The 24605-nt window shown below is 66.9% G+C and carries 22 protein-coding genes; 5 read left to right on the forward strand and 17 right to left on the reverse strand.

Features of this window, described 5'->3' with window-relative positions:
- Positions 1-12: 12 nt before the first annotated feature.
- From M0765_RS27085 to M0765_RS27100, 4 genes are read right to left on the reverse strand one after another with little or no spacing between them, the layout of a single operon-like run.
- Positions 13-684, reverse strand: a complete 672-nt coding sequence (locus M0765_RS27085) for a DUF2894 domain-containing protein (RefSeq protein ID WP_342456053.1) — start codon at positions 682-684, stop codon at positions 13-15.
- Positions 681-1334: an OmpA family protein gene (locus M0765_RS27090; protein WP_258508476.1), complete on the reverse strand. Its 654-nt coding sequence runs from the start codon at positions 1332-1334 to the stop codon at positions 681-683. The genes M0765_RS27085 and M0765_RS27090 overlap by 4 nt, the downstream gene beginning before the upstream one ends.
- On the reverse strand, positions 1334-3427 hold the full coding sequence (locus tag M0765_RS27095) for a DUF802 domain-containing protein (RefSeq protein ID WP_258507424.1): 2094 nt from the start codon (positions 3425-3427) through the stop codon (positions 1334-1336). The genes M0765_RS27090 and M0765_RS27095 overlap by 1 nt, the downstream gene beginning before the upstream one ends.
- A complete protein-coding gene (locus tag M0765_RS27100; RefSeq protein WP_258507426.1) occupies positions 3424-4110 on the reverse strand; it encodes a DUF3348 domain-containing protein in 687 nt (228 codons plus the stop codon). The genes M0765_RS27095 and M0765_RS27100 overlap by 4 nt, the downstream gene beginning before the upstream one ends.
- Positions 4111-4364: 254 nt before the next feature.
- On the opposite strand from M0765_RS27100, the gene M0765_RS27105 reads away from it, so the two are divergent.
- The 3 genes from M0765_RS27105 to M0765_RS27115 all read left to right on the forward strand — a co-directional run bounded on the left by M0765_RS27105 (position 4365) and on the right by M0765_RS27115 (position 8461).
- Positions 4365-7454 carry a helix-turn-helix transcriptional regulator gene (locus M0765_RS27105; protein ID WP_258507427.1) on the forward strand — a complete coding sequence of 1030 codons (3090 nt, stop codon included), beginning with the start codon at positions 4365-4367 and terminating at the stop codon, positions 7452-7454.
- A gap of 110 nt (positions 7455-7564) precedes the next feature.
- Positions 7565-7924 (forward strand): group I truncated hemoglobin, encoded by a 360-nt coding sequence (locus M0765_RS27110; protein ID WP_258507429.1) that lies wholly within the window; start codon positions 7565-7567, stop codon positions 7922-7924.
- A gap of 66 nt (positions 7925-7990) precedes the next feature.
- Entirely contained in the window at positions 7991-8461 is a 471-nt protein-coding gene (locus M0765_RS27115; RefSeq protein ID WP_258507430.1) for a cupin domain-containing protein, read from the forward strand.
- Between the two features lie 9 nt (positions 8462-8470).
- On the opposite strand, the gene M0765_RS27120 is transcribed toward M0765_RS27115, so the two are convergent.
- The 6 genes from M0765_RS27120 to M0765_RS27145 all read right to left on the reverse strand — a co-directional run bounded on the left by M0765_RS27120 (position 8471) and on the right by M0765_RS27145 (position 13435).
- A complete protein-coding gene (locus tag M0765_RS27120) occupies positions 8471-8746 on the reverse strand; it encodes a DUF4242 domain-containing protein (protein ID WP_258507437.1) in 276 nt (91 codons plus the stop codon).
- Between the two features lie 209 nt (positions 8747-8955).
- On the reverse strand, positions 8956-9297 hold the full coding sequence (locus M0765_RS27125; protein ID WP_258507438.1) for an alpha/beta hydrolase: 342 nt from the start codon (positions 9295-9297) through the stop codon (positions 8956-8958).
- A gap of 162 nt (positions 9298-9459) precedes the next feature.
- On the reverse strand, positions 9460-10338 hold the full coding sequence (locus tag M0765_RS27130; protein WP_258507439.1) for an isocitrate lyase/PEP mutase family protein: 879 nt from the start codon (positions 10336-10338) through the stop codon (positions 9460-9462).
- 19 nt (positions 10339-10357) lie between these two features.
- Complete coding sequence (locus tag M0765_RS27135) at positions 10358-11812, reverse strand: bifunctional 2-methylcitrate dehydratase/aconitate hydratase (protein WP_258507440.1); 1455 nt, start codon at positions 11810-11812, stop codon at positions 10358-10360.
- A gap of 46 nt (positions 11813-11858) precedes the next feature.
- Complete coding sequence (prpC, locus tag M0765_RS27140; protein ID WP_258507441.1) at positions 11859-13025, reverse strand: bifunctional 2-methylcitrate synthase/citrate synthase; 1167 nt, start codon at positions 13023-13025, stop codon at positions 11859-11861.
- The gene (locus M0765_RS27145) at positions 13022-13435 is read right to left on the reverse strand and encodes an acyl-CoA thioesterase (RefSeq protein WP_258507442.1); all 414 of its coding nucleotides are present in this window, start codon (positions 13433-13435) and stop codon (positions 13022-13024) included. Before M0765_RS27145 ends, prpC begins: the two co-directional genes overlap by 4 nt.
- 105 nt (positions 13436-13540) lie before the next feature.
- On the opposite strand from M0765_RS27145, the gene M0765_RS27150 reads away from it, so the two are divergent.
- A complete protein-coding gene (locus tag M0765_RS27150) occupies positions 13541-15052 on the forward strand; it encodes a short-chain fatty acyl-CoA regulator family protein (RefSeq protein ID WP_258507443.1) in 1512 nt (503 codons plus the stop codon).
- Here the strand turns inward: M0765_RS27150 and M0765_RS27155 are convergent.
- Together M0765_RS27155 and metE are read right to left on the reverse strand one after the other, a co-directional pair.
- A complete protein-coding gene (locus tag M0765_RS27155) occupies positions 14994-15857 on the reverse strand; it encodes a hypothetical protein (RefSeq protein WP_258507445.1) in 864 nt (287 codons plus the stop codon). The genes M0765_RS27150 and M0765_RS27155 overlap by 59 nt on opposite strands.
- A 55-nt stretch (positions 15858-15912) precedes the next feature.
- Entirely contained in the window at positions 15913-18267 is a 2355-nt protein-coding gene (metE, locus tag M0765_RS27160; protein ID WP_258507447.1) for a 5-methyltetrahydropteroyltriglutamate--homocysteine S-methyltransferase, read from the reverse strand.
- 102 nt (positions 18268-18369) lie between these two features.
- Here metE and M0765_RS27165 point away from each other — a divergent pair, with 102 nt between their 5' ends.
- Positions 18370-19296 (forward strand): LysR family transcriptional regulator, encoded by a 927-nt coding sequence (locus M0765_RS27165; protein ID WP_258507448.1) that lies wholly within the window; start codon positions 18370-18372, stop codon positions 19294-19296.
- A gap of 56 nt (positions 19297-19352) precedes the next feature.
- On the opposite strand, the gene mmsB is transcribed toward M0765_RS27165, so the two are convergent.
- The 5 genes from mmsB to M0765_RS27190 are packed head-to-tail and all read right to left on the reverse strand — an operon-like array spanning position 19353 to position 24514.
- On the reverse strand, positions 19353-20246 hold the full coding sequence (mmsB, locus tag M0765_RS27170; protein WP_258507450.1) for a 3-hydroxyisobutyrate dehydrogenase: 894 nt from the start codon (positions 20244-20246) through the stop codon (positions 19353-19355).
- A gap of 30 nt (positions 20247-20276) precedes the next feature.
- Positions 20277-21392: an enoyl-CoA hydratase/isomerase family protein gene (locus tag M0765_RS27175; RefSeq protein WP_258507452.1), complete on the reverse strand. Its 1116-nt coding sequence runs from the start codon at positions 21390-21392 to the stop codon at positions 20277-20279.
- Between the two features lie 28 nt (positions 21393-21420).
- Entirely contained in the window at positions 21421-22575 is a 1155-nt protein-coding gene (locus M0765_RS27180) for an acyl-CoA dehydrogenase family protein (protein ID WP_258507454.1), read from the reverse strand.
- A complete protein-coding gene (locus M0765_RS27185; RefSeq protein ID WP_258507455.1) occupies positions 22572-22919 on the reverse strand; it encodes a lysozyme inhibitor LprI family protein in 348 nt (115 codons plus the stop codon). Before M0765_RS27185 ends, M0765_RS27180 begins: the two co-directional genes overlap by 4 nt.
- A 47-nt stretch (positions 22920-22966) precedes the next feature.
- Positions 22967-24514, reverse strand: coding sequence for a CoA-acylating methylmalonate-semialdehyde dehydrogenase (locus M0765_RS27190; RefSeq protein ID WP_446751615.1), 1548 nt, complete (start codon positions 24512-24514; stop codon positions 22967-22969).
- Between the last annotated feature and the right edge of the window lie 91 nt (positions 24515-24605).

Genomic DNA, 24605 nt, shown 5'->3' on the forward strand with positions numbered 1-24605 from the left:
TCAATCTCAGCGTCAGGCGGATTTGCCGCGCCCGGTCTTCTTCGAGGTTTCGGCGCGCGGCGTATTCACGGGCGCCGCGGCGCCGGCACCGTTCAGCTGATCGACCCACAGCAGGGTGTCGACGTAGCTCATGAAGCGGTTGAGGTACTCCGGCGACAAGTCGCGCATCAACAGCAGCGACCGGTGCACCAGGTGGTGCGAGTTGAGCGGGCCGGCGTTCTCGGGCACCTTGGCGAGCGACTGCGTCAGCCGCCGCTCGGCGCTGAGACGCGACCAGGTGCTCTTGAAGAACTTGAGGCTCTTCAGTTCGGCGGGCGCTGGCGCAAGGCCGTGCAGCGTGTCTTCTGCCGCCGCCGCGGTGCTGCCGCCGATGGCCGGTGCATGCCGCGCAATATGGTCGACCAGCTCCGCCAGCGGGCCGCGAGCGGGTGCGCCTGCAGGCAGTCGTTTCGCGGCAGCGAGCGCCGGGGCTCCATCGGCGCCCTGGGAGTTTTCAAGATTCCTGCCGTAGGCCGCAGCCAGGCCGGCGAGCTTCTCATCGAGGACGCGCCTCGCCTCCCCCTGGTGGGCGGCCGTACGCCTGGCCAACGCCTCCATGAAATGAAAGCGCACCGGGTCCGCGCGATGCTGCCCCTGCGCACGCCAGGTGCCGATCATCTCGATGGGATCGACGTGCTCGCTCACGGCCGCTTCGTGTTGGCATTGGATTGCCTTGGCGTGGGCGCCATTTCCACACGCCGGTTTTTCGAGCGGCCTTCGGCATCGGCATTGGACGCGACCGCCTGCTCGGAGCCGAATGCCGCGGCAAACACCGAGGACGAGGGAATGCCCTCTTCGATCAGCGCCCGCGTGACCGTGAGCGCCCGCTGGGCCGACAGCTCCCAGTTGTCTGCGAACGGGCGGTTGCCATCTTTCGACTGCCGCATCTGCCGGTCGTCGGTGAAGCCGCTCACCATCAGCACCTCATCGCGCGCCTTGAGGTAGGCCGCCACCGGCGCGGCCAGGCTCTTGAGCAGCTGGCGGCCTTCAGGCTGCAGGTCGGCGGAGTTGAAGGCAAACAGCACGCTGCCGCTGATGCCGATGCGCCCGTTGTTCAGCGTAACGCGGCCCGCCGCGAGCGGCCCGGCCAAGGCTTGTTCGAGTGCTTCGCGGCGCTGCGTTTCGGCCTGCCGCTGCTGCACTTCGGCTTCGAGCTTGGCCGCAAGGTCCAGCTGCATGCCGAGCGCACCCACGAGAATGAGCACAAACGCGCCGACCAGCCCCGCCATCAGGTCGCCGAACACCGCCCATACCGGAACGCTCGGTTCCAGTCCGCCGTCGGCTTCTTCACCCATCATGCTTCGCTGCCCACCGCGGCTTGCCGGCTGGCAATCTGCTGCAGGTCTTCGACGATCTGCTTCTGCGACATGATGCTCAGGTCGATGACCTCCCGCGCCTGCGCAACGTAGTAGGCCAGCTGCTCGTCGCTGCGCGCAATGGACTTGCCCAGCGCGCCTTCGACGCGCTGCAGATGCGCCACCAGCTTGTCGTTCGATTCGCTGAACAGCTGCACCGCAAACCCGAAGGCCTCGCCGAGGCTTGCCACCTCGACCGCGCTGCCGGTGATCTGCGCGGCGACGCTCTCGAGCTTTCCGGTTTCGGCCTCGACCTTTTCGGTGAAGCGGCTGCCCACGCGTTCGAGCACGTCGGCCGAGGCGCCGACCAGTGCATCGACCGCCGAGCGCTGCTCGGTGGAGGCATGGTTCACGGCGTCGAGCAGGGTGCCCAGCGTTTCCATGATGCGGCTGCGCTCCTCCAGCATGGCGTTGTCGCGCGCCATGCTGTCAGAGAGCTTCTGCCGCAGTTCGGCCACCACTTCGGCCGCAACGCGCGGTGCATCCGAAGCGGCTTGCAGCAGCTGGGCGATTTCTGCCACGGTGCTCTTCGCATGCGCTTGCGCCTGCGCCGACATGTCGCGCGCAGTTTGTGCCAGCGTTTCGAAGAGCTGTTGCTGCTGGCTGGCCGTGTTCGCGCCGGCCTGCTGCCATTCCTGCTGCAGCGACGCAGCCATTGAGGACAGCGCCGCGGTCCAGGCCGACAGCCGCTGCTCGTCGCGCGATGCCATGTCGGTTTGCAGGCTGGCATGCGCCTGGTCCACCGTGCGCAGCAGCGATGCCGAGTGCTGCTCGAAGGTGGCCGCGGCCGCCGCGAGGGACTGTTGCGTGTCGCCCGTCAGCTTTTCGCTGGCGCGCTGGTGCTCTGCGAGCGCACTGCCCCATGTTTCGGATACGCTGCCCACGGTGCTCTCGAACCGCGCGGACACGGTCTCCACCAGCGAAGCCGAGCGCTGTTCGAAGGTTTCGGCAAAGCGCTGCTGCGAAACGCGCAGGTCCCCTGCCAGCGCCTCATTGCTGCGCTGGTGTTCGGCCAGCGCGGCCTTCCACGTATCGGCCACGGTGGCCGTGGTGGCCTCGAAGCGGCTCGAAAGCCCTTCGAGCTGCTGCTGCACCGTGTGCGCGACCGTGCCGTGCAACGAAGCCGTCTCGCGCGCGATGCCGGCCATGGTGGCTTCGACGAGCGGCTGGATCGTTGCGCCGGCAATGCGGGCGCTTTCGGTCAGGCTCTGCTTCAGCGATTGATCCACCGACGAGGCCAGGCCGGCATACACCGCCTCGGCCTTGCTGTGGAAATGCTCCTGGCTGGTGATCAGGCGCTCGTTCAACGCCTGGCTCTGCCGCTCCATGGCGGCCAGCATGGCCTGCAGCTGGTCGACCAGCATGGGCATGGCCTGGGCCTGCTGCTCGAGCAGCTGGAACGACGCCTCGCGCTGATGCACCAGCGAGTACACGCGCAAGGTGGTCGCAATCTTGGTGTCGAGCATCTGCCCGGCCTGCAGCCGCTCACGCCGGCACAGCGCTGAGGCCAAACCCAGCATCGCCGACGCAGCCACGCCTGCCACCGAGGTGCCGAACGCCAGCCCCAGGCCCTTCACGGGCGCGGAGAGCGAGGCGCGGATGGCCTGCAGGTCGGTCGCGCTTTCCAGCGCCATGCCGGTGCCGTTCAGCGTGACCACCATGCCGAGAAATGTGCCCAGCATGCCCAAGAGCACAAGCAGTCCGGCAAGGTACGGCGTGAGCGACGGCCCGGGCAAGCCGACGCGCTCGCCCTCGATGCGCAGGCGCACCGCATTGCGCAGCGACGGATGCAGTTGCTCCAGCCACGATCCCAGGTTGGCCGGGGCTTCGGTCAACCGCGACACAGCACTGGCCAGGGTGGACGTGGCCTGCCTGAAGCGGTGCAGCTCCACCACGCCCACTAGGTAGAACGCACCGACCACCACTGTGATCGAAAGCGCCAGCGGATGGTTGGAGCCGACGTAGCCCGCGCCCACCCAGCACACCGCGGCCAGGCCGGCGGCAAAAACAGCGTATTGAAGAAATCTAGTCATGGCACTCTGGTTGCCTCGCGAAAGGCTTCAAGGAGCCCTTCGACGGGTTGAAATCGGAAGTCCAGTTCGGCGAGCAGCACGTTCTTCATGTCCTTGCGGAACACATGCAGCCACTCGCCGGCGTGGGCCTCGCTGGCGGGTTCGGCTGCCGTCAGCAGGCCGTCCCCGCTCAAGCGGGTGAAATGTTTTTCGAGCAGCGCGGGCACGCCGGCCAAGAGGCTGTGCTCGCGCGCGGCCAGCACCTGCTCCATGACCACGTCCACGGCGGCCAGCCGGGCCATGGCGGGCGACCTGCCCGCCAGCGCGGCCCGAAGGCGCCCGCGCAACGGGCCGATGCCCGCTTCCATGGCTTGCTGCAGCGCGAGATAGCGGCGGCGAAAGGGCGCGAACTCGGCCGCAGCCGCCACGGCGGCGTCTTCGGCAATGGCCTTGGCCAGCGCGGTGCGCGCACCGGCGCACTCCCGCTCCTCGGCGTTGGCGCCGGGCCGCAACCGGGAAGAAGCAGCCGCCGGAATGCCGTCCAGCGCCGCGGACAGCGAAATGGCATCGGTCCAGCCGAACCATTGGCTCAATCGGTCCGCGGTGGCTTGCCGGGGTTCGCGCAAGTCCGTATCGGCCAGTCGCGAAAGCAAGCGAACAAGCGCCGAACCATTGAAAACTGTGCGCTGTGAAGCGTGCGCCATACCCCAGAACGAAAAACCTGGCAGTCTACACCGGCCACCTTCCCTGGACGCCTCCGCGGACCCCGCCGCACAGTGAAACTTCCGGTAACGCGGCAGGTGGTAACCGGGCGTTTTCGGGGTCGAAGCAGAGCCCTGCCCTTGCACCGACAGCCGGCTTTCCTTGCGGTTTGGCGTAAGTCCCAAGTTCTACCGGCGCTCGCCGCGCGCAGACTCGCCCATACCGGCCCATGGCCGGAAAAAGCACAAGGAGCGGCATGGCCACGCTGAACCGGATTGCTTGTCACCGCTGCGGGCGCGTTTGCCTGCATGCCGACGCGCCATGCCCGGCCTGCGGCGCGGCGCCGGTGGCGAGCCCCGCGGCAGCCGGCGCGACGGAGCCCTTCGTCGGACGCCGCGGCGAGCTGCAGCTGCTGCACGACGCGCTCGGCGGCGCATTGGCCGGGCGCGGGCGCGTGGTCATGCTCAGCGGCGAGGCCGGCATCGGCAAGACCCGGCTCGCGCAGGAAGCGGCAACGCTGGCCGTACGGCGCGGCATGCTGACCCTGTGGGGCCGCTGCCTCGAGGAACCGGGCGCGCCGCCCTTCCTGCCCTGGACGCGCGCAATGCAGGCTTGCCTTCGGGCCTGCCGCGACGAGCGCCTGCCGGCGCTGCTCGGACGCGATGCCGCCGCGGCGGCCGAGATTGCACCCGAACTCGCCGAGCGGCTGCCGCCCGGCACCGCGGTGCCGGCCATCGGCGAAGGCGACCAGGCGCGCTTTCGGCTGTTTGCCGCGGTCGCGCATTTCTGGCGCCAGGTGGCCACCGTGCGCCCGCTGCTGCTGATTCTGGACAACCTGCACTGGGCCGATGCCTCGTCGCTGCGGCTCCTGGCCTTCATCGCGCAGGAACTCGCCGAAAGCCGCATCGTGCTGCTCGGCTCCTGCCGCGAAATGGATGTGTCGCGTCAGCATCCCTTGGCCGCCACGCTGGCGGAGCTGCTGAACACCCGGCAGTTCAGCCGCCTGCCGCTGCAGGGCCTGAGCCTGGAAGAAGCCGAGCGGATGGTGGCTGCGGCAAGCGCCGTGACGCCGCCGCCCGCGGTCATTGCAACCATGCACCGCCGCACCGAGGGCAACCCGCTGTACCTGGTGGAGACGCTGCGCTTTTTGCAGGGCTCCTGCGGAACCGACCCGCACGCCGCGGCGGTGCAGGTCGAAACCGTGCCGGGCGGCATTCGCGCGGTGATCGGCCGGCGGCTCAACCAGCTCTCGGCGCCCTGCTGCGACCTGCTTTCGATCGCCGCCTGCATCGGCCGCGACTTCGACCTGCCGCTGCTGGCCGATCTGGCCGGCAGCAGCGGTGAGGCCGAATTGCTGGGCAGGCTCGACGAAGCGCTGGCGCACCGCATCGTCGAGGTGTCGCCTTCCGGCGCGCAGTACCAGTTCAGCCACGTGCTGATCCGCGAAGTGCTTTACGACGAACTGCCCGCAACGCGCCGCGTCGCGCTGCACGGACGCATTGCCGAGTCGCTCCAGGCGCGCGACGCCGGCGATCCGGACGCGGCGCTGGCACCCCTGGCCTACCATGCCGCCGCGGCATTGCCCGTGGGCAGCCCCGCACGTGCGCTGGACATCGCCCAGCGCGCCGCAGCGCAGGCCGTTGCTGTGATGGCGTACGAGGAGGCGTTGCGCTGCTACCGGCTCGCGCTGCAGTTGCAGGAGCGCTGGTTGCCAGCAGAGCGCGCGCGGCATGGCGCACTGCTGCTGGCGCTTGGTGCGGTGCAGATGCACGCCGGCGAGAACGACGCCGGCGCCGCCACCTTCATGGAGGCCGCCACGCTGGCGCGCTCCGTTGGCGACGCCGAGATGTTCGCGCGGGCGGCCCTCGGCTTCGAGAACAACGGCTGGCGCATCAGCCGCCCCGGCGAAGAGGCGGCCGCCCTGCTCGAAGAGGCGCTGGCGACGAGCGATCGCTTCGACGCCGCGCTGCGCGTCGACCTGCTTGCCGCGCTGTGCCGCGCCTGCATCTTCTGCGGCCGGCAGGAGCAAGCCAACGCGGCGCAGCGCAGTGCCGTGGCGCTGGCGCGCGAACTGGCCATGCCGCAGCCGCTCTTCAAGGCATTGGCCGCAATCCTGCCGGCGCGCGGCTACCCCGAGCAGCTCGACGAGCGCCTGCGCTGCGCATGCGAGGCCCTCGAAGTGGCCGAACGCGCGGGCCATCTCGAATGGGTGGATGCGCTCACCGGTTGGTATTTCGGCGACCTGGTCGAAAAGGGCTCGCTCGACGCGGCGCGCTCGCTGGCGCAGGTGCACGCGCGGGTGGCCGACGCGATCCGCCAGCCCTTCATGCAGGCGATGGGGCTGGCCAGCCTCACCCTGCTTGCCGCGTACGAAGGCCGCTTCGCGGATTCCGAGCGGCTGGCCGGCGAGACCTTCACGCTCGGGCAGCGCTTTCTCGCGGGCAATGCGCAAGGTGCCTACAGCCTGCAGATCTTTGTGCTGCGGCGCCAGCAGGGCCGGCTTGGCGAGGTGCTGCCGATGCTGCGCGGGCTGGTGGGCAGCGTGCCGCGCAGCAGCCTGTGGCAGCCCGGCCTCGCGCTGATCTGCACCGAACTCGATCTTCACGAGCCCGCTCGCGAGGCTTACGAAACACTCGCGGGCGACGGCTTTGCCGGTATTGCGCGCGACGGCATGTGGCTCACCAACATCGTCTTTGCCGCCGAGGTCTGCGCACGGCTTGGCGACCTGCCGCGCGCGGCAACGCTCTACCGGTTACTCGCACCTTATGCGGGGCGCAACGTGGTCACCGGCACCAACATTGCCTGCTTCGGCGCGGTGGACCGCTACCGCGGCATGCTGGCCGCCATGATGGGCGATGACCCAAACGCCGCGGCGTATTTCGCGGCCGCCGCCGCGCTGGACGAGCAAGGCGGCAGCCGGCCGTGGCTGGCGCACAGCCGCTTTGAATGGGCGCGGTGGCTGGGCCGGCGCAGCGGCAACGGCGGCGACATGGCCGCCGCCACATCGCAGCTCGACGCGGCGCTGGCGATAGCCCGCGAACTCGGCATGGCCGGCCTCGCCCGCCGCTGCGAGGCGCTGCAGCGGGAGTTCGAAGGCGGCGCCGATGCATCGCCCGCCGCACCCGAGGGCCTGAGCCGGCGCGAGGTCGACGTGCTGCGGCTGCTCAGCGCCGGCCACACCAACCAGGCCATCGCCGAGCGCCTGTTCATCAGCCCGCACACGGTGGCGCACCACGTGCGGCACATTCTTTCGAAGACCGACTGCCGCAGCCGCACCGAAGCCGCGGCCTGGGCGCACCGCCATCGCGTGGCGTCCGCAGGCTCCGCGGCACCTGCCGGCCAGTAGCCGCGCGCACCGCAAATGGTCAATTCGGGCGATGCGTGCACGCCCGGCCCGTCCTATGGTCTGTTCCAGGCCCGGCGCCGCCGGGTCGACAACCGGAAGGAGTGTTTCGTATGCCCGCAACCCTGTACGAACGGCTCGGCGGTGAGGAGCGCATCCAGCGGCTCGTCACCGACGTGGTCGAGAACCACTACAGCAACCCGCTCATTCGCGCCCGCTTCGCCAATAGCAACCGCCCCGAGGTCGAGCGCCACGTGTTCGAGTTTCTCTGCGCCGGCAGCGGCGGCCCGCAGTGCTACACCGGCAAGGACCTGGTGACCGCGCACAAGGGCATGAACATCAACGAGCAGGAGCTGGTCGCCGCCATCGACGACATCCTCGAAGCGATGGCGAAGAACGGCTACGACCAGGCCGAGAAGAACGAAGTGGTCGCCATTCTTTATTCACTCAAGGGCGATGTGGTGCGGCTGTAGGCAAGGCCGCGCTCCACGTCCGCGCCCCGGCGGCGCTTTCGCCGGTCACACGAGAAGGAAAAGACCATGACACGCCAACCATTTGCCGCCTGGGCCATCGGTGCCACGCTGCTTGCCGCCATTGCGACGAGCTGGGCCCAGACACCCGACCACCGGATGATTTCACCGGCCGACCTGAAATGGGCCGACGTTCCCTCGCTGCCGCCGGGCGCAAAGCTCGCCGTGCTCGAAGGGCCGATGAGCGAAGCCGTGCCCTTCACGGTGCGCATCAGGGTGCCGGCCAACTACCGGATTCCGTCGCACTGGCATCCGGCTGTCGAGCGGGTGACCGTGCTCTCGGGCACCTTCCACATGGGCCTGGGCGACAAGCTCGACATGCAGAAGTCGATGCCCGTGACCGCCGGCGGCATGATGATCCTTCAGGCCAAGACGCCCCACTTTGCATGGACGCAGGAGGAAACGGTGGTGCAGCTTCACGGCACCGGCCCTTGGGGCGTGACCTACGTCAATCCGGCGGACGACCCGCGGTCGAAGTAGGCCCAGGGTTCAGGCCGCAACGGCCTGGCCCTGCACGGCCGGCGGACGCAATTCGTCGACCTCGATCACCACGTCGGCGGGCAGCCCGTTGCGCTGCGCCGCCTCGCGGATCATCTCGGCGCTGGGCGCCTCGTACAGGCAGTAGGTCTTCTTCTTGTCCGCGCTCAAAAACGAGTAGAGCCAACGAACCCCGACATCGTCGTTGATGCGCATGATGCTGGCCGCCCCCTCGGGCGAGACCTCGAGTTGATCGGCAAAGGTGCGTTCGATCAGGTAGAGAGGCATGGCAGCTCCTTCGTAGGGGATGGAACGGCCATCCTAGAACTGGCAGCCGCCGGCGGCACATGTGTTTGCCCCGCCCTGGCCGTTCGGACTACCCTGCGGACTACCCATGCCGTTCACGGCCAAAAGCAAAAAGCCGGACGGTGCGCTAGGCATCGTCCGGCTTTTTGGGGAGCAAGCGGCGTGTGCCGCTGTTCCGTGCCTGGCGTGATTTACAGGCCGGCTTGGCGCGTGAAGCTGCGTGCTTGCGAGGGAACCACGCTGCCTGCGAAGGCTTCGCGGCGCAGGTTCTGGCCCGGTGCGTGAGCGGCGGCAACGGCTTCGTTGCGAACTGCGGCGCGGTCGGTCGAAGCAGCCAGCACGGGAGCCACAGTTGCCGAAGCGGCATCGCTGTACACGTTGCCTTGGCGGGCTGCGGCGGCGGCTTGGGGCGCCACGTCGGCGCGGCTGTAACCGGAGGTCAGGGGCTGCACGCCTTCGTACGTTTCTGCGTGGGCGCCAGCGGCGGCGAGCAGGGAGAGAGCGGCGGCGGCGAGGATGTTCGAGGTCTTCATTTCAATTTCCTTCTTGATTGGGCTTTGGATGCCCTGAAGTTTGCACCACGATTACAAGGGAAAACCCTAGCCAATCGAATCGCAGTGTTCATGAAACTGAAACAATGACGGGGAACTTTCTGACGAGAGGGCAAAAGTGCACACTCGTTTAAGAAATTTAGCTCAACCTGCGTATTTTTTCTCTAGCTGGTCGAGCTCGGGTTTTCCGACCAGGCGCTGCCGCTCGGCAAACGAAGCCACGAGCGATGGGTCTTCGTCGAGGCGGCGAGTATCACGCAAAACCGTCAATGCACGTTGCATGCCAGCCACCGCGCCCTGCAATGCGGCATTGGCGTACAGCACCAGCCCATAGCCGAGCGCGCCCAGTTCTTCGGCGCCGAAGGTCGGCGTCTTTCCGCCGATCACCATGTTCATCAGTTGCGGCTTGCCCAGCCGCCGCGGCAAGGCGCGCACTTCGTCGGCTTGCGTCACGGCTTCCACGAAAAGGATGTCGGCACCGGCCTCGCTGAACAGCTGCGCACGTTCGACGGCCGCCTCGAAGCCGTGCACGGCCGCCGCATCGGTGCGGGCCATGATGAGCATGTCGGCATCGGTGCGCGCATCGGCCGCGGCCTTGATCTTGCCGAGCATCTCGGCCGTGTCGATGACCGCCTTGCCCGCAAAGTGGCCGCAGCGCTTGGGGCTGACCTGGTCTTCGAGCTGGATGCAGTCGGCCCCTGCCCGCTCGAGAACGCGCACCGCATGCCGCACGTTCAGCGCATTGCCAAAGCCGGTGTCGGCATCGACCAGCAGCGGCAGGTTCACCGCATCGCGAATGCGCGCCGTGTGCTCCGCTATCTCATGCAGGCCCATGAAGGCCTGGTCGGGCAGGCCGAAGTGCATGTTGGTGACCCCGGCGCCCGTGACGTAGATCGCCTCGAAGCCGAGGTCTTCGATCACGCGGGCGGAGAGCGCGTTGAATGCCCCCGGCACCAGCACGCCGCGGCGCGCCTCGGCCAGGCGGCGCAGCACCTTCTTGGTGGATTCGGTGTTCGCTTGCATGGGATCAGGCGGCAATCGGTTAGGCGGCATACAGATCGACATACTCATGCACCGGCATGGCTTCGAGCTTCTTCGCATCGAGCGACACATCGAGGATGGCCTGCGGCTGCTTGTGCGCGAAGCGGCGTGCCAGGTTGGTGCGGAACTTGGCTTCGAGCAGCGGAATGCCGTCCGCGCGGCGGCGCTTGTGGCCGATGGGGTATTCGACGATCACTTCCGAAAAGCCGGTGCCGTCCTTGAAGGTCACGGTCAGCGCGTTGGCAATGCTGCGCTTTTCGGGGTCGTGATAGTCGGTAGTGAAGCGCGGGTCTTCCACGCACACGATCTTGTCGCGCAGCGCATCGATGCGCGGGTCACTGGCCACGTTGTCTTCGTAGTCGCCAGCCGTGAGGCGGCCGAAGATCATCGGCACTGCCACCATGTACTGGATGCAATGGTCGCGGTCCGCAGGATTGGCGAGCGGCCCCTTCTTGTCGATGATGCGAATGCAGGCCTCGTGCGTGCGGATGGTCACGCGCTCGATGTCCTCCACCGTCTTGCCGGCCTGCTTCAGCTGCGCATGCAGCGCCATGGCCGCCTCCACCGCCGTCTGGCTGTGGAACTCGGCCGGAAAGCTGATCTTGAACAGCACGTTCTCCATCACATAGCTTGCATACGGCCGCTGGAATTTGAACGGTTGGCCCTTGAACAGCACGTCGTAGAAGCCCCAGGTCTTGGCTGTGAGCACGCTGGGGTAGCCCATCTCTCCGGTCTTGGCGATGAGCGCAAGGCGCACCGCACGGCTCGTGGCATCACCCGCGGCCCAGCTCTTGCGGCTGCCGGTGTTGGGCGCATGGCGATAGGTGCGCAGGCTCTGCCCATCGACCCAGGCCAGCGACACGGCGTTGACGATCTCGTCTCGCGAGAGGCCCATCAAGCGCGCCACCACGGCCGTCGAAGCTACCTTTACCAGCACCACGTGATCGAGCCCCACCTTGTTGAACGAGTTCTCCAGCGCAAGGCAGCCCTGGATCTCGTGCGCCTGGATCATTGCGGTGAGCACGTCGTGCATCACGAGCGGCTTGCGCCCCGCAGCCACCGCATTGCGGCTGAGCCAGTCGGCCGTGGCAAGAATGCCGCCGAGGTTGTCGCTCGGATGGCCCCACTCCGCTGCCAGCCAGGTGTCGTTGAAGTCCAGCCAGCGGATCATCGTGCCGATGTTGAAGGCCGCCTGGATCGGATCGAGTTGGTATGGCGTGCCGGGCACCTTGGCGCCATGCGGCACCACCGTGCCTGGCACGACCGGGCCGAGCAGCTTGGTGCAGGCCGGGTACTCGAGCGCCTCGAGCCCGCAGCCGAGCGTGTCGATCAAGCAGTGGCGCGCTGTTTCGTACGCCAGCGCGCTGGTGATCTGCTGGTGGTCGAGTACGTAGTCGACGATGTCGACCAGCACCTGGTCGGGTTCGGGGCGGACGTTGCTGATGTGAGCGGACATGGTTCTTCTCTGTTGCGGTAAACGGTGCGGAGCTGTGCGCAAGCCTTCAGCGCCGGTCCGAGATCGGCACGAAGGCCAGGTCTTCTGGGCCGGTGTAATTGGCGCTGGGCCGGATGATCTTGTTGTCTTGCCGCTGCTCGATGATGTGGGCGGCCCAACCGCTGGTGCGCGCAATCACGAAGAGCGGTGTGAACATGGCAGTGGGCACGCCGAGCATGTGATAGCTCACGGCGCTGAACCAGTCGAGGTTGGGAAACATCTTCTTGGCGTTCCACATCACGCTTTCGATGCGCTCCGCAATGTCGAACATGCGCGTGGAGCCGGCCTCGTCCGAGAGCTGCCTGGCCACGCGCTTGATCACCGCATTGCGCGGGTCCGACACGGTGTAGACCGGGTGGCCGAAGCCGATGACGACCTCCTTGGCTTCCACGCGGCGGCGAATGTCCGCCTCGGCCTCATCGGGTGTGTCGTAGCGCTTCTGGATCTCGAAGGCCGCTTCGTTGGCGCCGCCGTGCTTGGGCCCGCGCAGCGCGCCAATGGCACCGGTAATGGCCGAATACACGTCGGAGCCCGTGCCCGCCACCACGCGCGCAGTGAAGGTCGATGCGTTGAACTCATGCTCGGCATACAGGTTGAGCGAGGTGTGCATTGCACGCTCCCAGCTTGCCGAAGGCGCGCGGCCGTGCAGCAGGTGCAGGAAGTGAGCACCGATCGAATCGTCGTCGGTCTCCACCTCGATGCGCTTGCCCTGTGTGGACCAGTGATACCAGTAGAGCAGCATCGAGCCGAGCGATGCCATCAGCCGGTCGGCAATGTCGCGTGCGCCGGGCAGCGAGTGGTCGTCTTTCTCGGGCAGCACGCAGCCGAGCGCGGAAACGCCGGTGCGCATCACGTCCATCGGGTGCGCGCTGGCGGGCAGGCGCTCCAGCGCTTCCTTCACGCTCGCGGGCAGGCCGCGCATCGCCTTCAGCCGGCCCTTGTAGGCGCGCAGCTCCGAGGCGGTCGGCAGCTTGCCGTGCACCAGCAGGTGCGCAATTTCCTCGAACTCGCAGACATCGGCAATGTCGAGGATGTCGTAGCCGCGGTAGTGCAGGTCGTTGCCGGTGCGCCCCACGGTGCACAGGGCGGTGTTGCCCGCGGTCACGCCTGAAAGCGCGACGGATTTCTTCGGCCTAAAGCCGGCGGCGGGCGCGTTCTCTGCGATCAGTGTCATACCGTCTCCTCGAATGTCTGTTCATGAAAATGCGGCGGGTTCGCCAGCCGCACCGGTCGTCCGGCGGCATCGACCGCCACCATTTCGAATTCACCGTCGAGCACACGGGTGAGCGCATCGGTAACCACGTCTTGCACGCTGCCCGCCACGCGCACGGTGAGCGAACTGCGGCCCACGCGCGACACGTGCGTGTCGAGCACCAGCGTGCTGCCCAGCCGCACGGGCGCATGGAACAGCACCTCGCCGCAGCGCGCCATCACCACGTCGCCACGCACGAAGCCGCGGCCGGAAAGAAACGCCGCCTTCGACAGCAGCTGCAAGGCCTGCCCGCCAAACAGCGTGCCGTAGTGGTTGGTGTGTTCAGGGAACACCACCTCGATCAGTCGGACTGTGCCGCGTGCGCTTTGCATATTCGCAATTTACGCAAGATCGTGCCCATAATGAAGGACTGAATTGGCGAATGATTGCGAAGACCTCGCATGCATTTTGCGAATCTTGCGAAGAACGGATTGACGATGAAGAAGACCTTCATGGGCGTGCGCCTGCGAAGCCTGCGCGAAGAGCGCGGCCTGAGCCAGTTCGCGCTGGCGCAGCAGCTGGGCCTGTCGCCAAGCTACCTGAACCAGATCGAGCAGAACCAGCGTCCGCTCACGGTGCCGGTGTTGTTGCGCCTGCACGCTACGCTGGGCGTCGACATCCAGGCCTTCTCCGAAGACGAAGAGGCGCGCCTGGTCGCAAGCCTGCGCGAAGCGCTGGCCGACAATCCCGGCGGCGATGCCGTCGCGCTTGCCGAATTGCGCGAAGTGGCCACGCAAATGCCGGCCGTGGGCCGCGCACTGGTGGCGCTGCACCAGCGCCACCGCGACGCCACCGAACGGCTCGAAGCACTGGCAGCCGAACTGGGCGACGGCCGCGGCGACCTCGCGCGCATGCCGCAGGCGCGGCCCATGCCCTTCGAAGAGGTGCGCGACTTTTTCTTTGCACACCAGAACCACATAGCGCCGCTCGATGCCGCGGCCGAGGCCTTCTCCACGCAGTGGCGGCTGCGCGAAGGGAACCCGGGCGACCGGCTGGCGCAGCGGCTGCTCGAAGCGCATGGCGTGCAGGTGATTCCGGCGGATGACGACGAAAGCGGCGCGCAACGCCGCTACGACCCGGCCACGCGCGTGCTGCGGCTCTCGCGCTACCTCGAGCCGGGCCAGCATGCATTTCAGCTGGCAACGCAGCTCGCGTTCCTTGAAGTGGGCGGCCTGATCGACCAGCTCGTGGCCGATGCGCCTCTCTCCAGCGACACCGCACGCTCTCTCGCGCGCATAGGCCTGGCCAACTACTTTGCCGCCGCCCTGCTCCTGCCCTACATGATCTTTCTCGAGGCGGCCGAGCAACTGCGCTACGACATCGACCAGCTGGCGAGGCGCTTCGGCGTGGGCTTCGAGACCATTTGCCACCGCTTGAGTTCGCTGCAGCGGCCCGACGCGCGCGGCGTGCCCTTCTTTCTGATTCGCGTCGACCGCGCGGGCAACATCTCGAAGCGGCAATCGGCCACGCACTTCCACTTTTCGAAGACCGGCGGCACCTGCCCGCTATGGAACGTGTACGAAGCCTTTGCTCAGCCCGGGCGCGTGCTCACCCAACTGGCGCGCATGCCCGACGGCCGGGCCTACCTCTGGATTGCGCGCACGGTTTCGCACGGGTTCCGCGGCTACGGCTCGCCCAACAAGACTTTTTCGATCGGCCTGGGCTGCGACATCAGCCACGCGACGCGGCTCGTCTATTCCAAGGGGCTGGACCTGCGCGACCCCGATGTGCCCACCCCCATTGGTGCGGGCTGCAAGGTGTGCGAACGCGAAGCCTGCCCGCAGCGCGCCTTTCCGTTCGTCGGCCGCCCGCTCGATGTGGACGAGAACCAGAGCCGGTTCATGCCCTATGCCGCGGCACCCGACAAATATGGCACCGCGCGCGCTGCGGTCAGGAACGCGGCCAGCCGCGCACCATCGTCCGGATCGCCACGGCGCCGCTCGCCTTGACCTCGGCGCGGTAAGCACCCAGCAGCGCCTCGCGCTCGGCCGGAGCCTGCGGGTCGTTGCGCCAGGCCAGCAAGGCAGCCACATCCGCATCGGGCAGTGCCGCGAGCAAGGCCTGCGTCACCTGCTTTTCGAGTTCGCGCGCCACCGTCAACAGATTCCGCGGGCGCGGCGACGTGACGCCGCGCGACCACAGCGTGTCCACCGCCATGTCGAGCGTTCGGTCAGGCAACGACGTGAACTGGCCGGCATTGCCGCGGGCCAATTGCTTGACGACGGAGCTCAGCAGCAGCTGGCTCGAAAAATCGACCTCTCGCATGTCGGCCACGGCCATGCGCTCGAGAAGCTCGGTGCGCGCAGGATCGGCCGGCTTCGCGCGTTCGCGATTGAAGAACTCGAACTTCGCCGCCTGGTCCTTCGCAGCGTAATCGGCGCGCAGTTGCGCGAAGCGGGCCACCGCTGCCAGCACCTGCGGGCCTGGCGCGGCCGCGCCCTTGCCAGCGGCCGCCACTTCCTGCTGGATCGCGGCGACGGATGCCGCTACATCGAAAGACCGCGCGGCTGCTGCATCGAGCGCCTTGAGTGCGCTGTCGGCGATGGCCTGATCGGCAGGCTCGAGCAACTCGCGGGCATCGCGCGCCACAGCGCCAGGCGCATAGGCCGCCTGGTAGCGCGCCTGTACGCCTTCGAATTGCAGCAGGGCCTGGGCGCGGTCTTGCGCACGGGCCAATGCGGGCGCCAGCAACAGCAGGAGCAAAAGAAAAGATGCGAAGGAGAAACGTTTGGCAACGACTGGAGAAGCGGTCATGGCGCCATTATTGGCGCTCGCCGCCGCCCTCTTCCCCTGTCCTGCCCGCGCTTCTTCAGCCGACGGCCAGTTCCTCGCGCAGCAGCTTCGCAGCCGTCACCATGTTCGACAGCGCCGCCTCGGTCTCCGGCCAGCCGCGGGTCTTCAGGCCGCAGTCGGGGTTGATCCAGAGGTTCTCCGGCGGCACCACGCCGGCGGCCTTGCGCATCAGGCGCACGATCTCGTCCACCGAGGGCACCCGCGGCGAATGGATGTCGTACACGCCGGGGCCGATCTCGTTGGGGTAGCGGAAGCCGCCCGCACTGTTCTCCCCACCGAAGCCCCGCAGCAGTTCCATGTCGGAGCGGCTGGTCTCGATGGTGATCACGTCCGCATCCATGGCGGCAATCTCGGGCAGGATGTCGTTGAACTCCGAATAGCACATGTGAGTGTGGATCTGCGTCTCGTCCCGCACGCCCGAGGCGCTGATGCGAAATGCGCGCGTCGCCGACTTCAGGTAAGCGGGCCAGCCCGCACGCCGCAGCGGCAAACCTTCGCGGATCGCGGGTTCGTCGATCTGGATGATGCCGATGCCGGCACCCTCGAGGTCGACCACCTCGTCGCGGATCGCCCAGGCAATCTGCTCGCAAGTAGTGGCGCGCGGCTGGTCGTCGCGCACGAACGACCATTGCAGGATAGTGACGGGGCCCGTCAGCATGCCCTTCATCGGCAGTTGCGTGAGGCTCTGCGCATAGGCGGTCCACTCGACCGTCATCGGCGCCGGGCGTGCCACGTCGCCGAAGATGACCGGCGGCTTCACGCAGCGCGATCCATACGACTGCACCCAGCCGTTGGCGGTAAACGCAAAGCCGTCGAGCTGTTCGCCGAAGTACTCGACCATGTCGTTGCGCTCGGCCTCCCCGTGCACCAGCACGTCGATACCCAGTGCCTCCTGCTTGCGCACGGCCAGCGCGATTTCGGCGCGCATCTTCTCGCGGTAGCCTGCCGCATCGAGTTCGCCCCGCTTGAATGCGGCGCGCGCGGCGCGGATCTCCAAAGTCTGAGGGAACGAGCCGATGGTGGTGGTCGGCAGTGCGGGCAACGCAAAGCGCGCACGCTGCACCGACTGGCGCTTGGTGAAGGTTGAGGCGCGCTGGTCGTCGCCCGCCACGCTGCGCGCCAGCCGCAGCGCCACGTCGGCGCGGTGCACGCGCGAGCTGCCGCGCCGCGCGGCCACTGCGGCGCGCGCTGCCTCGAGCTCTTCAGCGACGGCGCCTTCGCGGCCGTCGAGCACGGCACGCAGCACGCGAAGTTCGTCGAGCTTTTCGACCGCAAACGCGAGCCACGACTTCAATTCGGCATCGAGCTTGTTTTCCGCAGCCAGGCTGAACGGCACATGCAGCAGCGAGCACGACGGCGCGATCCAGAGTTCGCCACGGTTCTTGTCGACCACCGGGCGCAGCGTGGCAAGCGCGGCATCGGGGTCGGTGCGCCAGATGTTGCGCCCATCGATGATGCCGACCGACAACACTTTGTGCGCCGGGAGCCAGTCGGCCACGCCCGTCAGCTCCTGCGGCGAGCGCACGGCATCCACGTGCAGGCCGGCCACCGGCAGCTGGCAGGCAAGGCGCAGGTTGTCCGAAAGCGGCGAAAAGTAGGTGGCCAGCAGCAGCTTGGGTGCACTGCGGGCCAGCTGCCAGTAGGCACGCTCAAAGGCGTTGCGCCAGGCATCGGGCAGGTCCAGGCCCAGGATGGGCTCGTCGATCTGCACCCACTCCACCCCTTGCTGCTTGAGGCGGTTCAGCACTTGCTCGTAAACGGGCAGCAAGGCATCGAGCAGCGAGAAGCGGTCGAAGCCCGCCTCTTTCTCCTTGCCAAGGTACAGAAAACTCAGCGGCCCGAGCAGCACGGCCTTGACCGCATGCCCGGCCTGCTGCGCCTGCGCCACTTCGTCGAACAGCCGCGCCGAGGCCAGCTTGAACTGGGTGGCTGCGGTGAACTCGGGCACGAGGTAGTGGTAGTTGGTGTCGAACCACTTGGTCATCTCCAGGGCAAAGGTGCCCGCCGTACCTTCGCAGCCGTGGCCGCAAGCCGCATCGTGCATATGGCCGGCTTCGTCCTCGACGCCGCGGGCCATCTTGAAGTAACGCGAGAGTTCGGGCTCGTCGCCCTTGAAGCCGAAACGCGCCGGCTCGCAGCCGAGCAGCTGGATATGGTTGGCCACATGGTCGTAGTAGGCAAAGTCGCCGACGGTCACGTAGTCGAGCCCCGCGTCGCGCTGGGCCTGCCAATGGCGCGCGCGCAGCTGTTCGCCGATCGCTTCGAGCGCGGTGCGGTCGATTTCGCCGCGCCAGTGCTTTTCGAGTGCGAACTTCAGTTCCCGGTTGGCGCCCATGCGCGGAAAGCCGAGGGTGTGGGTACGGGTGGTCATTTGCAGGTGTTCCGGTCGCTGGATCTTGAGAATCAGCAATGGTCGGGCTTTGAGGCATATGATTCAAACGAAACGTTTTGCCCTTTCACTTGAAATTCATTCATGTTGCAGTCCATTCTGGAAATACGGCACCTGCGCACGCTGGTCGCGCTGCGCGACACCGGCAGCCTGGTGCGCGCGGCGCAGTTGCTCAACCTCACGCAGTCGGCGCTGTCGCACCAGATCAAGCTGCTTGAAGACCGCTACGGCGCGCAGCTGTTCGAGCGCAAGTCGGTGCCGCCGCAGTTCAGCACCACCGGGCTGCGGCTGCTGCAGCTGGCCGATACCGCGCTGCCGCTGGTCGAAGAAGCGGAGCGCGACGTGGCGCGGCTTGCGCTCGGGCGCAGCGGGCAGCTGCGCATCGTGGTCGAGTGCCACACCTGCTTCGACTGGCTGATGCCGGCCATGGATGCCTTTCGCCAGCGCTGGCCCGAGATCGAGCTCGACATCGTCTCGGGCTTTCACCCAGACCCCATCGCGCTGGTGATGCAGAACCGGGCCGAGGTAGCGATCGTTTCCGAGCAGGACCCCGATGAAACGGTGGACTACCACGCGCTGTTCCGCTTCGAGATCGTCGCGCTGCTGGCCAACGACCATTCGCTGACGGCCAAGCCGCATCTCACCGCGCGCCACTTTGCCGACCAGACGCTCATCACCTACCCCGTGCCCGACGAAATGCTCGACATCGTGCGCCAAGTGCTGGCCCCTGCCGGCGTGGAGCCGGCGCACCGGCGCACGACCGAGCTCACGGTGGCGATGCTGCAGCTGGTGGCAAGCGGCCGGGGCGTTGCAACGCTGCCGCTTTGGGCGGTGCAGAACTACCTGGATCGCGGCTATGTCACGGCGCGGCGGGTGGGCGCCAGGGGCCTCACGGGCCGGCTGTACATGGCCTGCACGCAGGGCACCTCGGCCCAGCCATGGCTGGCGGACTTCGTGCGCATCACGCGCGAGAGCTGTTTCAAGAGCCTGCCCGGAATCGAGCTGCTCTGAGCACGGGCACAAGCCGCGCTGCTACGGCCGTGCCCGCCGTCTGAAAAGAAGGGCTACTAAGCCTTCTGCACCAGCTTCAGCACGCTCGAAAAATCGAGCGCACCGTGGCCCGCGAGGCTGTGCGCCGCATACAGGCTGCGCGCCAGCCCGCCCAGCGGCGTCGCGGCACGCACGGCGGTGGCGTTTTCTTGCGCCAGGCCCAGGTCCTTGAGCATCAGGTCGGTACCGAAGCCGCCTGCGTAGTTCTTCGATGCGGGTGCCGCTTCCATCACGCCCGGCATGGGGTTGTACTTCTCGAGCGCCCAGTTGCCGCCGGAACTGCGGCGCATGATTTCGGACAGCACCTTCGGGTCGAGCCCGTTGGCAACGCCCAGTGCCAGCGCTTCGGAGGTGCCGATCATCAAGATGCCGAGCAGCATGTTGTTGCAGATCTTCGCGGTCTGACCCGCGCCTGCTGCGCCGGCGTGAAAGATGTTGGCGCCCATTTTCTCGAGCACCGGGCGCGCGCGCTCCAGATCCTTTGCTTCACCGCCGACCATGAAGGTGAGCGTGCCGGCAATGGCGCCGCCGGTGCCGCCGGAAACCGGCGCATCGATCATGGCAATGCCCTTGGCAGCGGCTACCTCGGCCACCTTGCGCGATGTGGCGGCCGCGATGGTGCTGCTGTCGATGACGAGCGTGCCGGCCGCGATGCTCTCGAGCAGGCCGGGCTTGCCGGCGCCGCCGAGAAACAGGCCCTCCACATGCGCGCTGGCCGGCAGCATGCTGATCACCACCTCGGCACCGGCAACCGAATCGGCAGCCGAAGAGGCAATGCCCAGGCCTTCGGCTGCGTACTTCTTGCAAGCCTCGGCCGACAGGTCGAAAGCCCTGACCTCGTGGCCCGCCTTCTTCAGGTTCATGGCCATGGGGCCGCCCATGTTGCCGAGGCCGATGAATGCAATCTTCATTTTTTGTCTCCGTTGTTTTGTAGAAGCGGGTCAGACCAGCGCAGCGAGCTCGGCCGGCATTTCGCCGCGCGGGCGCAGGTGGTCTTCAATGAACTCGGGCGTGATCTCTTCGATGGTGGCGGGGTTCCAGCGCGGGTTGCGGTCCTTGTCGATCAGCACCGCGCGGATGCCCTCGGCAAAGTCCTTGTGCGCGCAGAAGCCCAGCGACGCCCAGTATTCGAGCCGGAACACCTCGGCCAGCGACATGCGGTGCACGCGCTGCCACAGCTCGAAGCTCAGCGCGGCCGAACTCGGCGCGCCCTTCATGAAGGTCTTGGAAGCGGACTGCAGCCATGCATCGTCGCTTTGCAGGTTGCGCAGGCGGTTCGAAATGTCGAGCAGGTCGTCGCCGGCCATCAAGGCGTTGATGGTGTCGTAGTGCTCGCGCACCTTGGATGGCGGCATTTGCGCGCCCTCGCCCGCCCGCGCGAGGATTCGCGAAAGCTCGGCGCGGTCGGCCTTCTGTTCGCCGTGCCAGCGCGTCGCGGCAATCGCCTCGAGCACCTGGCCCTTGTGCTCATGCGGCACCAGCACGTCGGCCAGCCCGCAGAAGATGGCATCGGCCGCATTCAGGTTGGCGGCGGTAAGCGCCAGGAACAAGCCCGTGCGCCCCGGCGTGCGCCGCAAGAACCAGCTGCCGCCCACATCAGGGTAGAGGCCGATGCTGATCTCGGGCATGGCAATGCGGCTCTGTGCGGTAACCACGCGGTGCGAGCAGCCTGACATCAGCCCCACGCCGCCGCCCATCACGATGCCGTGGCCCCAGCAGAGAAACGGCTTGGGAAAGGTGTGGATCAGGTAGTCGAGCTCGTACTCTTCGCGGAAGAAGTCTTCCGCATAGGTGTTGCGCGCGGGCCCGCACTCGAGCAGCGTTTGATACAGCTGGCGCAGGTCGCCGCCGGCGCAGAAGGCCTTCTCGCCGGCGGCCTGCATCAGCACCCCGACGATGCCGTCGTCCTTCGCCCACTCGCGCAGCTTGGGCGTGAGCAGGCGCACCATGTCCACGGAAAGCGCGTTGAGCGAAGCCGGTGCGTTGAGCGTTGCAACGCCGAAGCGCTGGCCGCCGGCGGTCTTGATTTCTTCGAAAAGAACTACGGAGTCGGTCATTGTCTTGAGAGGCTCTGGAGGCGGGGCGTCAGCGGATATCGCTGTCCCCTTCCAGCAATTTTCGCGCAACGATCACGCGCATGATTTCGTTGGTGCCTTCGAGGATCTGGTGCACGCGGGTATCGCGCACCAGCCGCTCGAGCGGAAACTCGCTCAGGTAGCCGTAGCCGCCGTGCAGCTGCAGCGCATCGTTGCACACGTTGAAGCCCGCATCGGTCGCAAAGCGCTTGGCCATCGCGCAATAGGTGCTCGCATCGGCATGGCCCGCATCGAGCTTGCTTGCGGCAAGCCGCACCATCTGCCGCGCCGCAACGAGTTCGGTCGCCATGTCGGCCAGCTTGAACTGCAGCGCCTGAAAGCTCGCGATCGGCTTGCCGAACTGCTGGCGTTCATGAAGATAGCGGCGCGCCGCATCGAGCGCGCCCTGCGCCGCACCCACCGAACAGGTCGCGATGTTGATGCGCCCGCCGTCCAGCCCCTTCATGGCAATGCGAAAGCCCTCGCCTTCCTTGCCCAGCAGGTTCTCGGCGGGCACGCGCACGTTGTCGAAGTTGATGGCGCGCGTGGGCTGGCTGTTCCAGCCCATCTTGTGCTCTTTCTTGCCGTAGCTCACGCCCGGCGCATCGGCCGGCACCGCAAAGGCCGAGATACCGCCCGCGCCGCCGCCGCCCGTGCGCGCCATGAGCACCAGCACGTCGGTCGCGCCCGCACCGGAGATGAAGGCCTTGCCGCCGTTGATGAGGTATTCGGTGCCCTGCAGTTCGGCGCGCGTCTTGAGCGAGCCCGCGTCCGACCCGGCGCCCGGCTCGGTGAGGCAATAGGAAGCGAGCTTGCGCCCGCTCGTCAAGTCTTCGCCCCACTGCTTCGCGACCGCATCGGTCGCCCAGGTGCCGAGCATCCATGTCGCCATGTTGTGGATGGTGATGAAGGCCGTGGTCGAGGGGTCGACCGCGGCCATCTCCTCGAACACCAACGCCGAATCAAGCCGCGGCAGGCCGAGGCCGCCGATGCGCTCGGGCGCGTAAAGCCCGCAGAAGCCCAGCTCGCCGGCCTTGGCAATGGCCTCCTTCGGAAAGATGGCTTCCGTGTCCCATTGCGCGGCATGCGGCGCGAACTCGGCCTGTGCAAAATCGCGCGCGCTCTGCGCAAAGGCGTTCTGCTCTTCGGACAATTCGAAGTTCATTGTTCGCGGTCCTTCCAGCGATCCAGTTCGGCGGTCCGTTTCAGGGTCGATTTCTCCAGACATGAGTTGAACACCAGCGGCCAGATGGAGCCGCCTTCGTTCGCTTTCGAGGCGCGTTTGCAGGCGGGGTCACGGCCCTTGAGCCAGGCGCGCTGCTCGGTGCGCAACGCTACGCGCATCTGCGGCGAGAGGGTCTTCATCACCTCGCCGTAGCGGATGTTGAGTGCGGCATCGGCCGTACGAAAATCGCGCGCGGCGCAGGCGTTCAGCTGCTGCTGGTTGCCGTCGGGATTGCAGTCGTCCGGACCGGCATCGGCGGCCGCCCGCGCGGCGCCCGCAAGCAAGGCGAGCGCCGCCGCCGCACCCCAGACCGCGAGGCGAAGGCCGCGCCTCATTTGAGGCTGATCGTGGTGTTCACGCCGTGCGAGACGGTACTGTCGTCGAACCAGCGTGCCGTCACGGTCTTGGTCTGCGTGTAGAACATGATGACCTGCTTGCCATACGGGCCCAGGTCGCCGAGCTTGGATGCGCGCGAACCGGTAAAAGAGAACATCGGCACAGGCACCGGAATCGGCACGTTGATGCCGACCTGGCCCACGTCGATGTCTTCCTGGAAGCGACGCGCCGCGGCACCCGACTGCGTGAAGATGGCGGTGCCGTTGCCGTTAGGGTTGCTGTTGATCAGCTCGATGGCTTCGTCGATGTTCTCGGCGTCGGCCACGCACAGCACCGGTCCGAAGATCTCCTGGTCATAGATGGTCATGCCGGGCTTCACGCCCGAGAAGATCGTCGGCCCCACGAAGTTGCCCTTCTCGTAGCCGGTCACGGTGGGCTTGCGGCCATCGAGCTCCAGCTTGGCGCCGTCGGCCACACCGCGTTCGATGAGGTTGTTGACGCGGTCGTAGGCTGCGCAGGAAACCAGCGGCCCCACGTCCACGCCCTTTTCGGTGCCGGCGCCGATCTTCAGCGTCTTGGCCTTTGCGATGAGCTCGGGCACCCAGTTGCGCGCCTCGCCCACCAGCACCGCCACCGACACAGCCATGCAGCGCTGGCCCGCGGCGCCAAAGCTCGCACCCGCCAGTGCATTGAGCGTTTGCTCCTTGTTGGCGTCGGGCATCACGATGGCGTGGTTCTTCGCGCCCATCATGCATTGCACGCGCTTGCCGGCCAGCGTGGCGCGGTTGTAGACGTGCGTGCCGACCTTGGTCGAGCCGACGAAGCTGATCGCCTTGATGTCCTTGTGATCGCAGATGCCGTTGACCACGGCCTCGCCGCCATGCACCACGTTGAGCACGCCGGGCGGAATGCCGGCTTCCAGCGCCAGTTCGCACAGGCGCATCGTCACCATCGGGTCTTGTTCGGAGGGCTTCAGCACGAAGGTGTTGCCGGTAACGATGGCCATCGGGAACATCCACAGCGGGATCATGGCCGGGAAGTTGAACGGCGTGATGCCGGCGCATACACCGAGCGGCTGCAGCAGCGTGTAGGTGTCGACGCCGTTGGCCACGTTGTTGGCCAGCTCGCCGAGCTGCAGGTTGCCGATGTTCGATGCGTGTTCGACCACTTCGAGGCCGCGGAACACGTCGCCCTCCGCGTCGGGCAGCGTCTTGCCCTGCTCGGCCGTGAGAATCGCGGCCAGCTCGCTCATGTTCTCGCGAATGAGCTGCTGGTACTTCAGGAAGATGCGGGCGCGCGCGCCGATGGGGGTCTTGCGCCAGGTCTTGAAGGCGTCCTTGGCGGAGGCGACTGCGGCATCGAGCTCGGCCTGCGTGGCAAAGGGCACGCGGGCGAGCACCTCTTGCGTGGCCGGGTTGACGATGTCGCGCCATTCGCTGGTCTTCGACTCGACGAACTTGCCGCCGATCAAGAGCTTGACGGTGGCGACCTGGTTTTGTCTTCGGGGTGGTGGTGGCGTCCATGGGCTTTGTCTCCTGTGAATACGGTGGCCTGCGTGGCAGGTTCAAGCCGCATCCTAGCTTTGCAGATTTGCCATGACAATAGACAAATATGCGCCATCGCTTTGCAAAAAT

The organism is Variovorax sp. S12S4 (assembly GCF_023195515.1).
Classification (GTDB): Bacteria; Pseudomonadota; Gammaproteobacteria; order Burkholderiales; family Burkholderiaceae_C; genus Variovorax.

Bases quoted from the DNA above. Each gene is read 5' to 3' on its own strand.
- M0765_RS27100 (WP_258507426.1), bottom strand. From the start codon at position 4,110: ATGGCGCACGCTTCACAGCGCACAGTTTTCAATGGTTCGGCGCTTGTT.
- M0765_RS27135 (WP_258507440.1), bottom strand. From the start codon at position 11,812: ATGTCCGCTCACATCAGCAACGTCCGCCCCGAACCCGACCAGGTGCTG.
- M0765_RS27165 (WP_258507448.1), top strand. From the start codon at position 18,370: ATGTTGCAGTCCATTCTGGAAATACGGCACCTGCGCACGCTGGTCGCG.
- M0765_RS27175 (WP_258507452.1), bottom strand. From the start codon at position 21,392: ATGACCGACTCCGTAGTTCTTTTCGAAGAAATCAAGACCGCCGGCGGC.
- prpC (WP_258507441.1), bottom strand. From the start codon at position 13,025: ATGACACTGATCGCAGAGAACGCGCCCGCCGCCGGCTTTAGGCCGAAG.
- M0765_RS27145 (WP_258507442.1), bottom strand. From the start codon at position 13,435: ATGCAAAGCGCACGCGGCACAGTCCGACTGATCGAGGTGGTGTTCCCT.
- M0765_RS27130 (WP_258507439.1), bottom strand. From the start codon at position 10,338: ATGCAAGCGAACACCGAATCCACCAAGAAGGTGCTGCGCCGCCTGGCC.
- M0765_RS27105 (WP_258507427.1), top strand. From the start codon at position 4,365: ATGGCCACGCTGAACCGGATTGCTTGTCACCGCTGCGGGCGCGTTTGC.
- M0765_RS27090 (WP_258508476.1), bottom strand. From the start codon at position 1,334: ATGGGTGAAGAAGCCGACGGCGGACTGGAACCGAGCGTTCCGGTATGG.
- M0765_RS27095 (WP_258507424.1), bottom strand. From the start codon at position 3,427: ATGACTAGATTTCTTCAATACGCTGTTTTTGCCGCCGGCCTGGCCGCG.
- mmsB (WP_258507450.1), bottom strand. From the start codon at position 20,246: ATGAAGATTGCATTCATCGGCCTCGGCAACATGGGCGGCCCCATGGCC.
- M0765_RS27180 (WP_258507454.1), bottom strand. From the start codon at position 22,575: ATGAACTTCGAATTGTCCGAAGAGCAGAACGCCTTTGCGCAGAGCGCG.
- metE (WP_258507447.1), bottom strand. From the start codon at position 18,267: ATGACCACCCGTACCCACACCCTCGGCTTTCCGCGCATGGGCGCCAAC.
- M0765_RS27115 (WP_258507430.1), top strand. From the start codon at position 7,991: ATGACACGCCAACCATTTGCCGCCTGGGCCATCGGTGCCACGCTGCTT.
- M0765_RS27125 (WP_258507438.1), bottom strand. From the start codon at position 9,297: ATGAAGACCTCGAACATCCTCGCCGCCGCCGCTCTCTCCCTGCTCGCC.
- M0765_RS27120 (WP_258507437.1), bottom strand. From the start codon at position 8,746: ATGCCTCTCTACCTGATCGAACGCACCTTTGCCGATCAACTCGAGGTC.
- M0765_RS27110 (WP_258507429.1), top strand. From the start codon at position 7,565: ATGCCCGCAACCCTGTACGAACGGCTCGGCGGTGAGGAGCGCATCCAG.
- M0765_RS27150 (WP_258507443.1), top strand. From the start codon at position 13,541: ATGAAGAAGACCTTCATGGGCGTGCGCCTGCGAAGCCTGCGCGAAGAG.
- M0765_RS27155 (WP_258507445.1), bottom strand. From the start codon at position 15,857: ATGACCGCTTCTCCAGTCGTTGCCAAACGTTTCTCCTTCGCATCTTTT.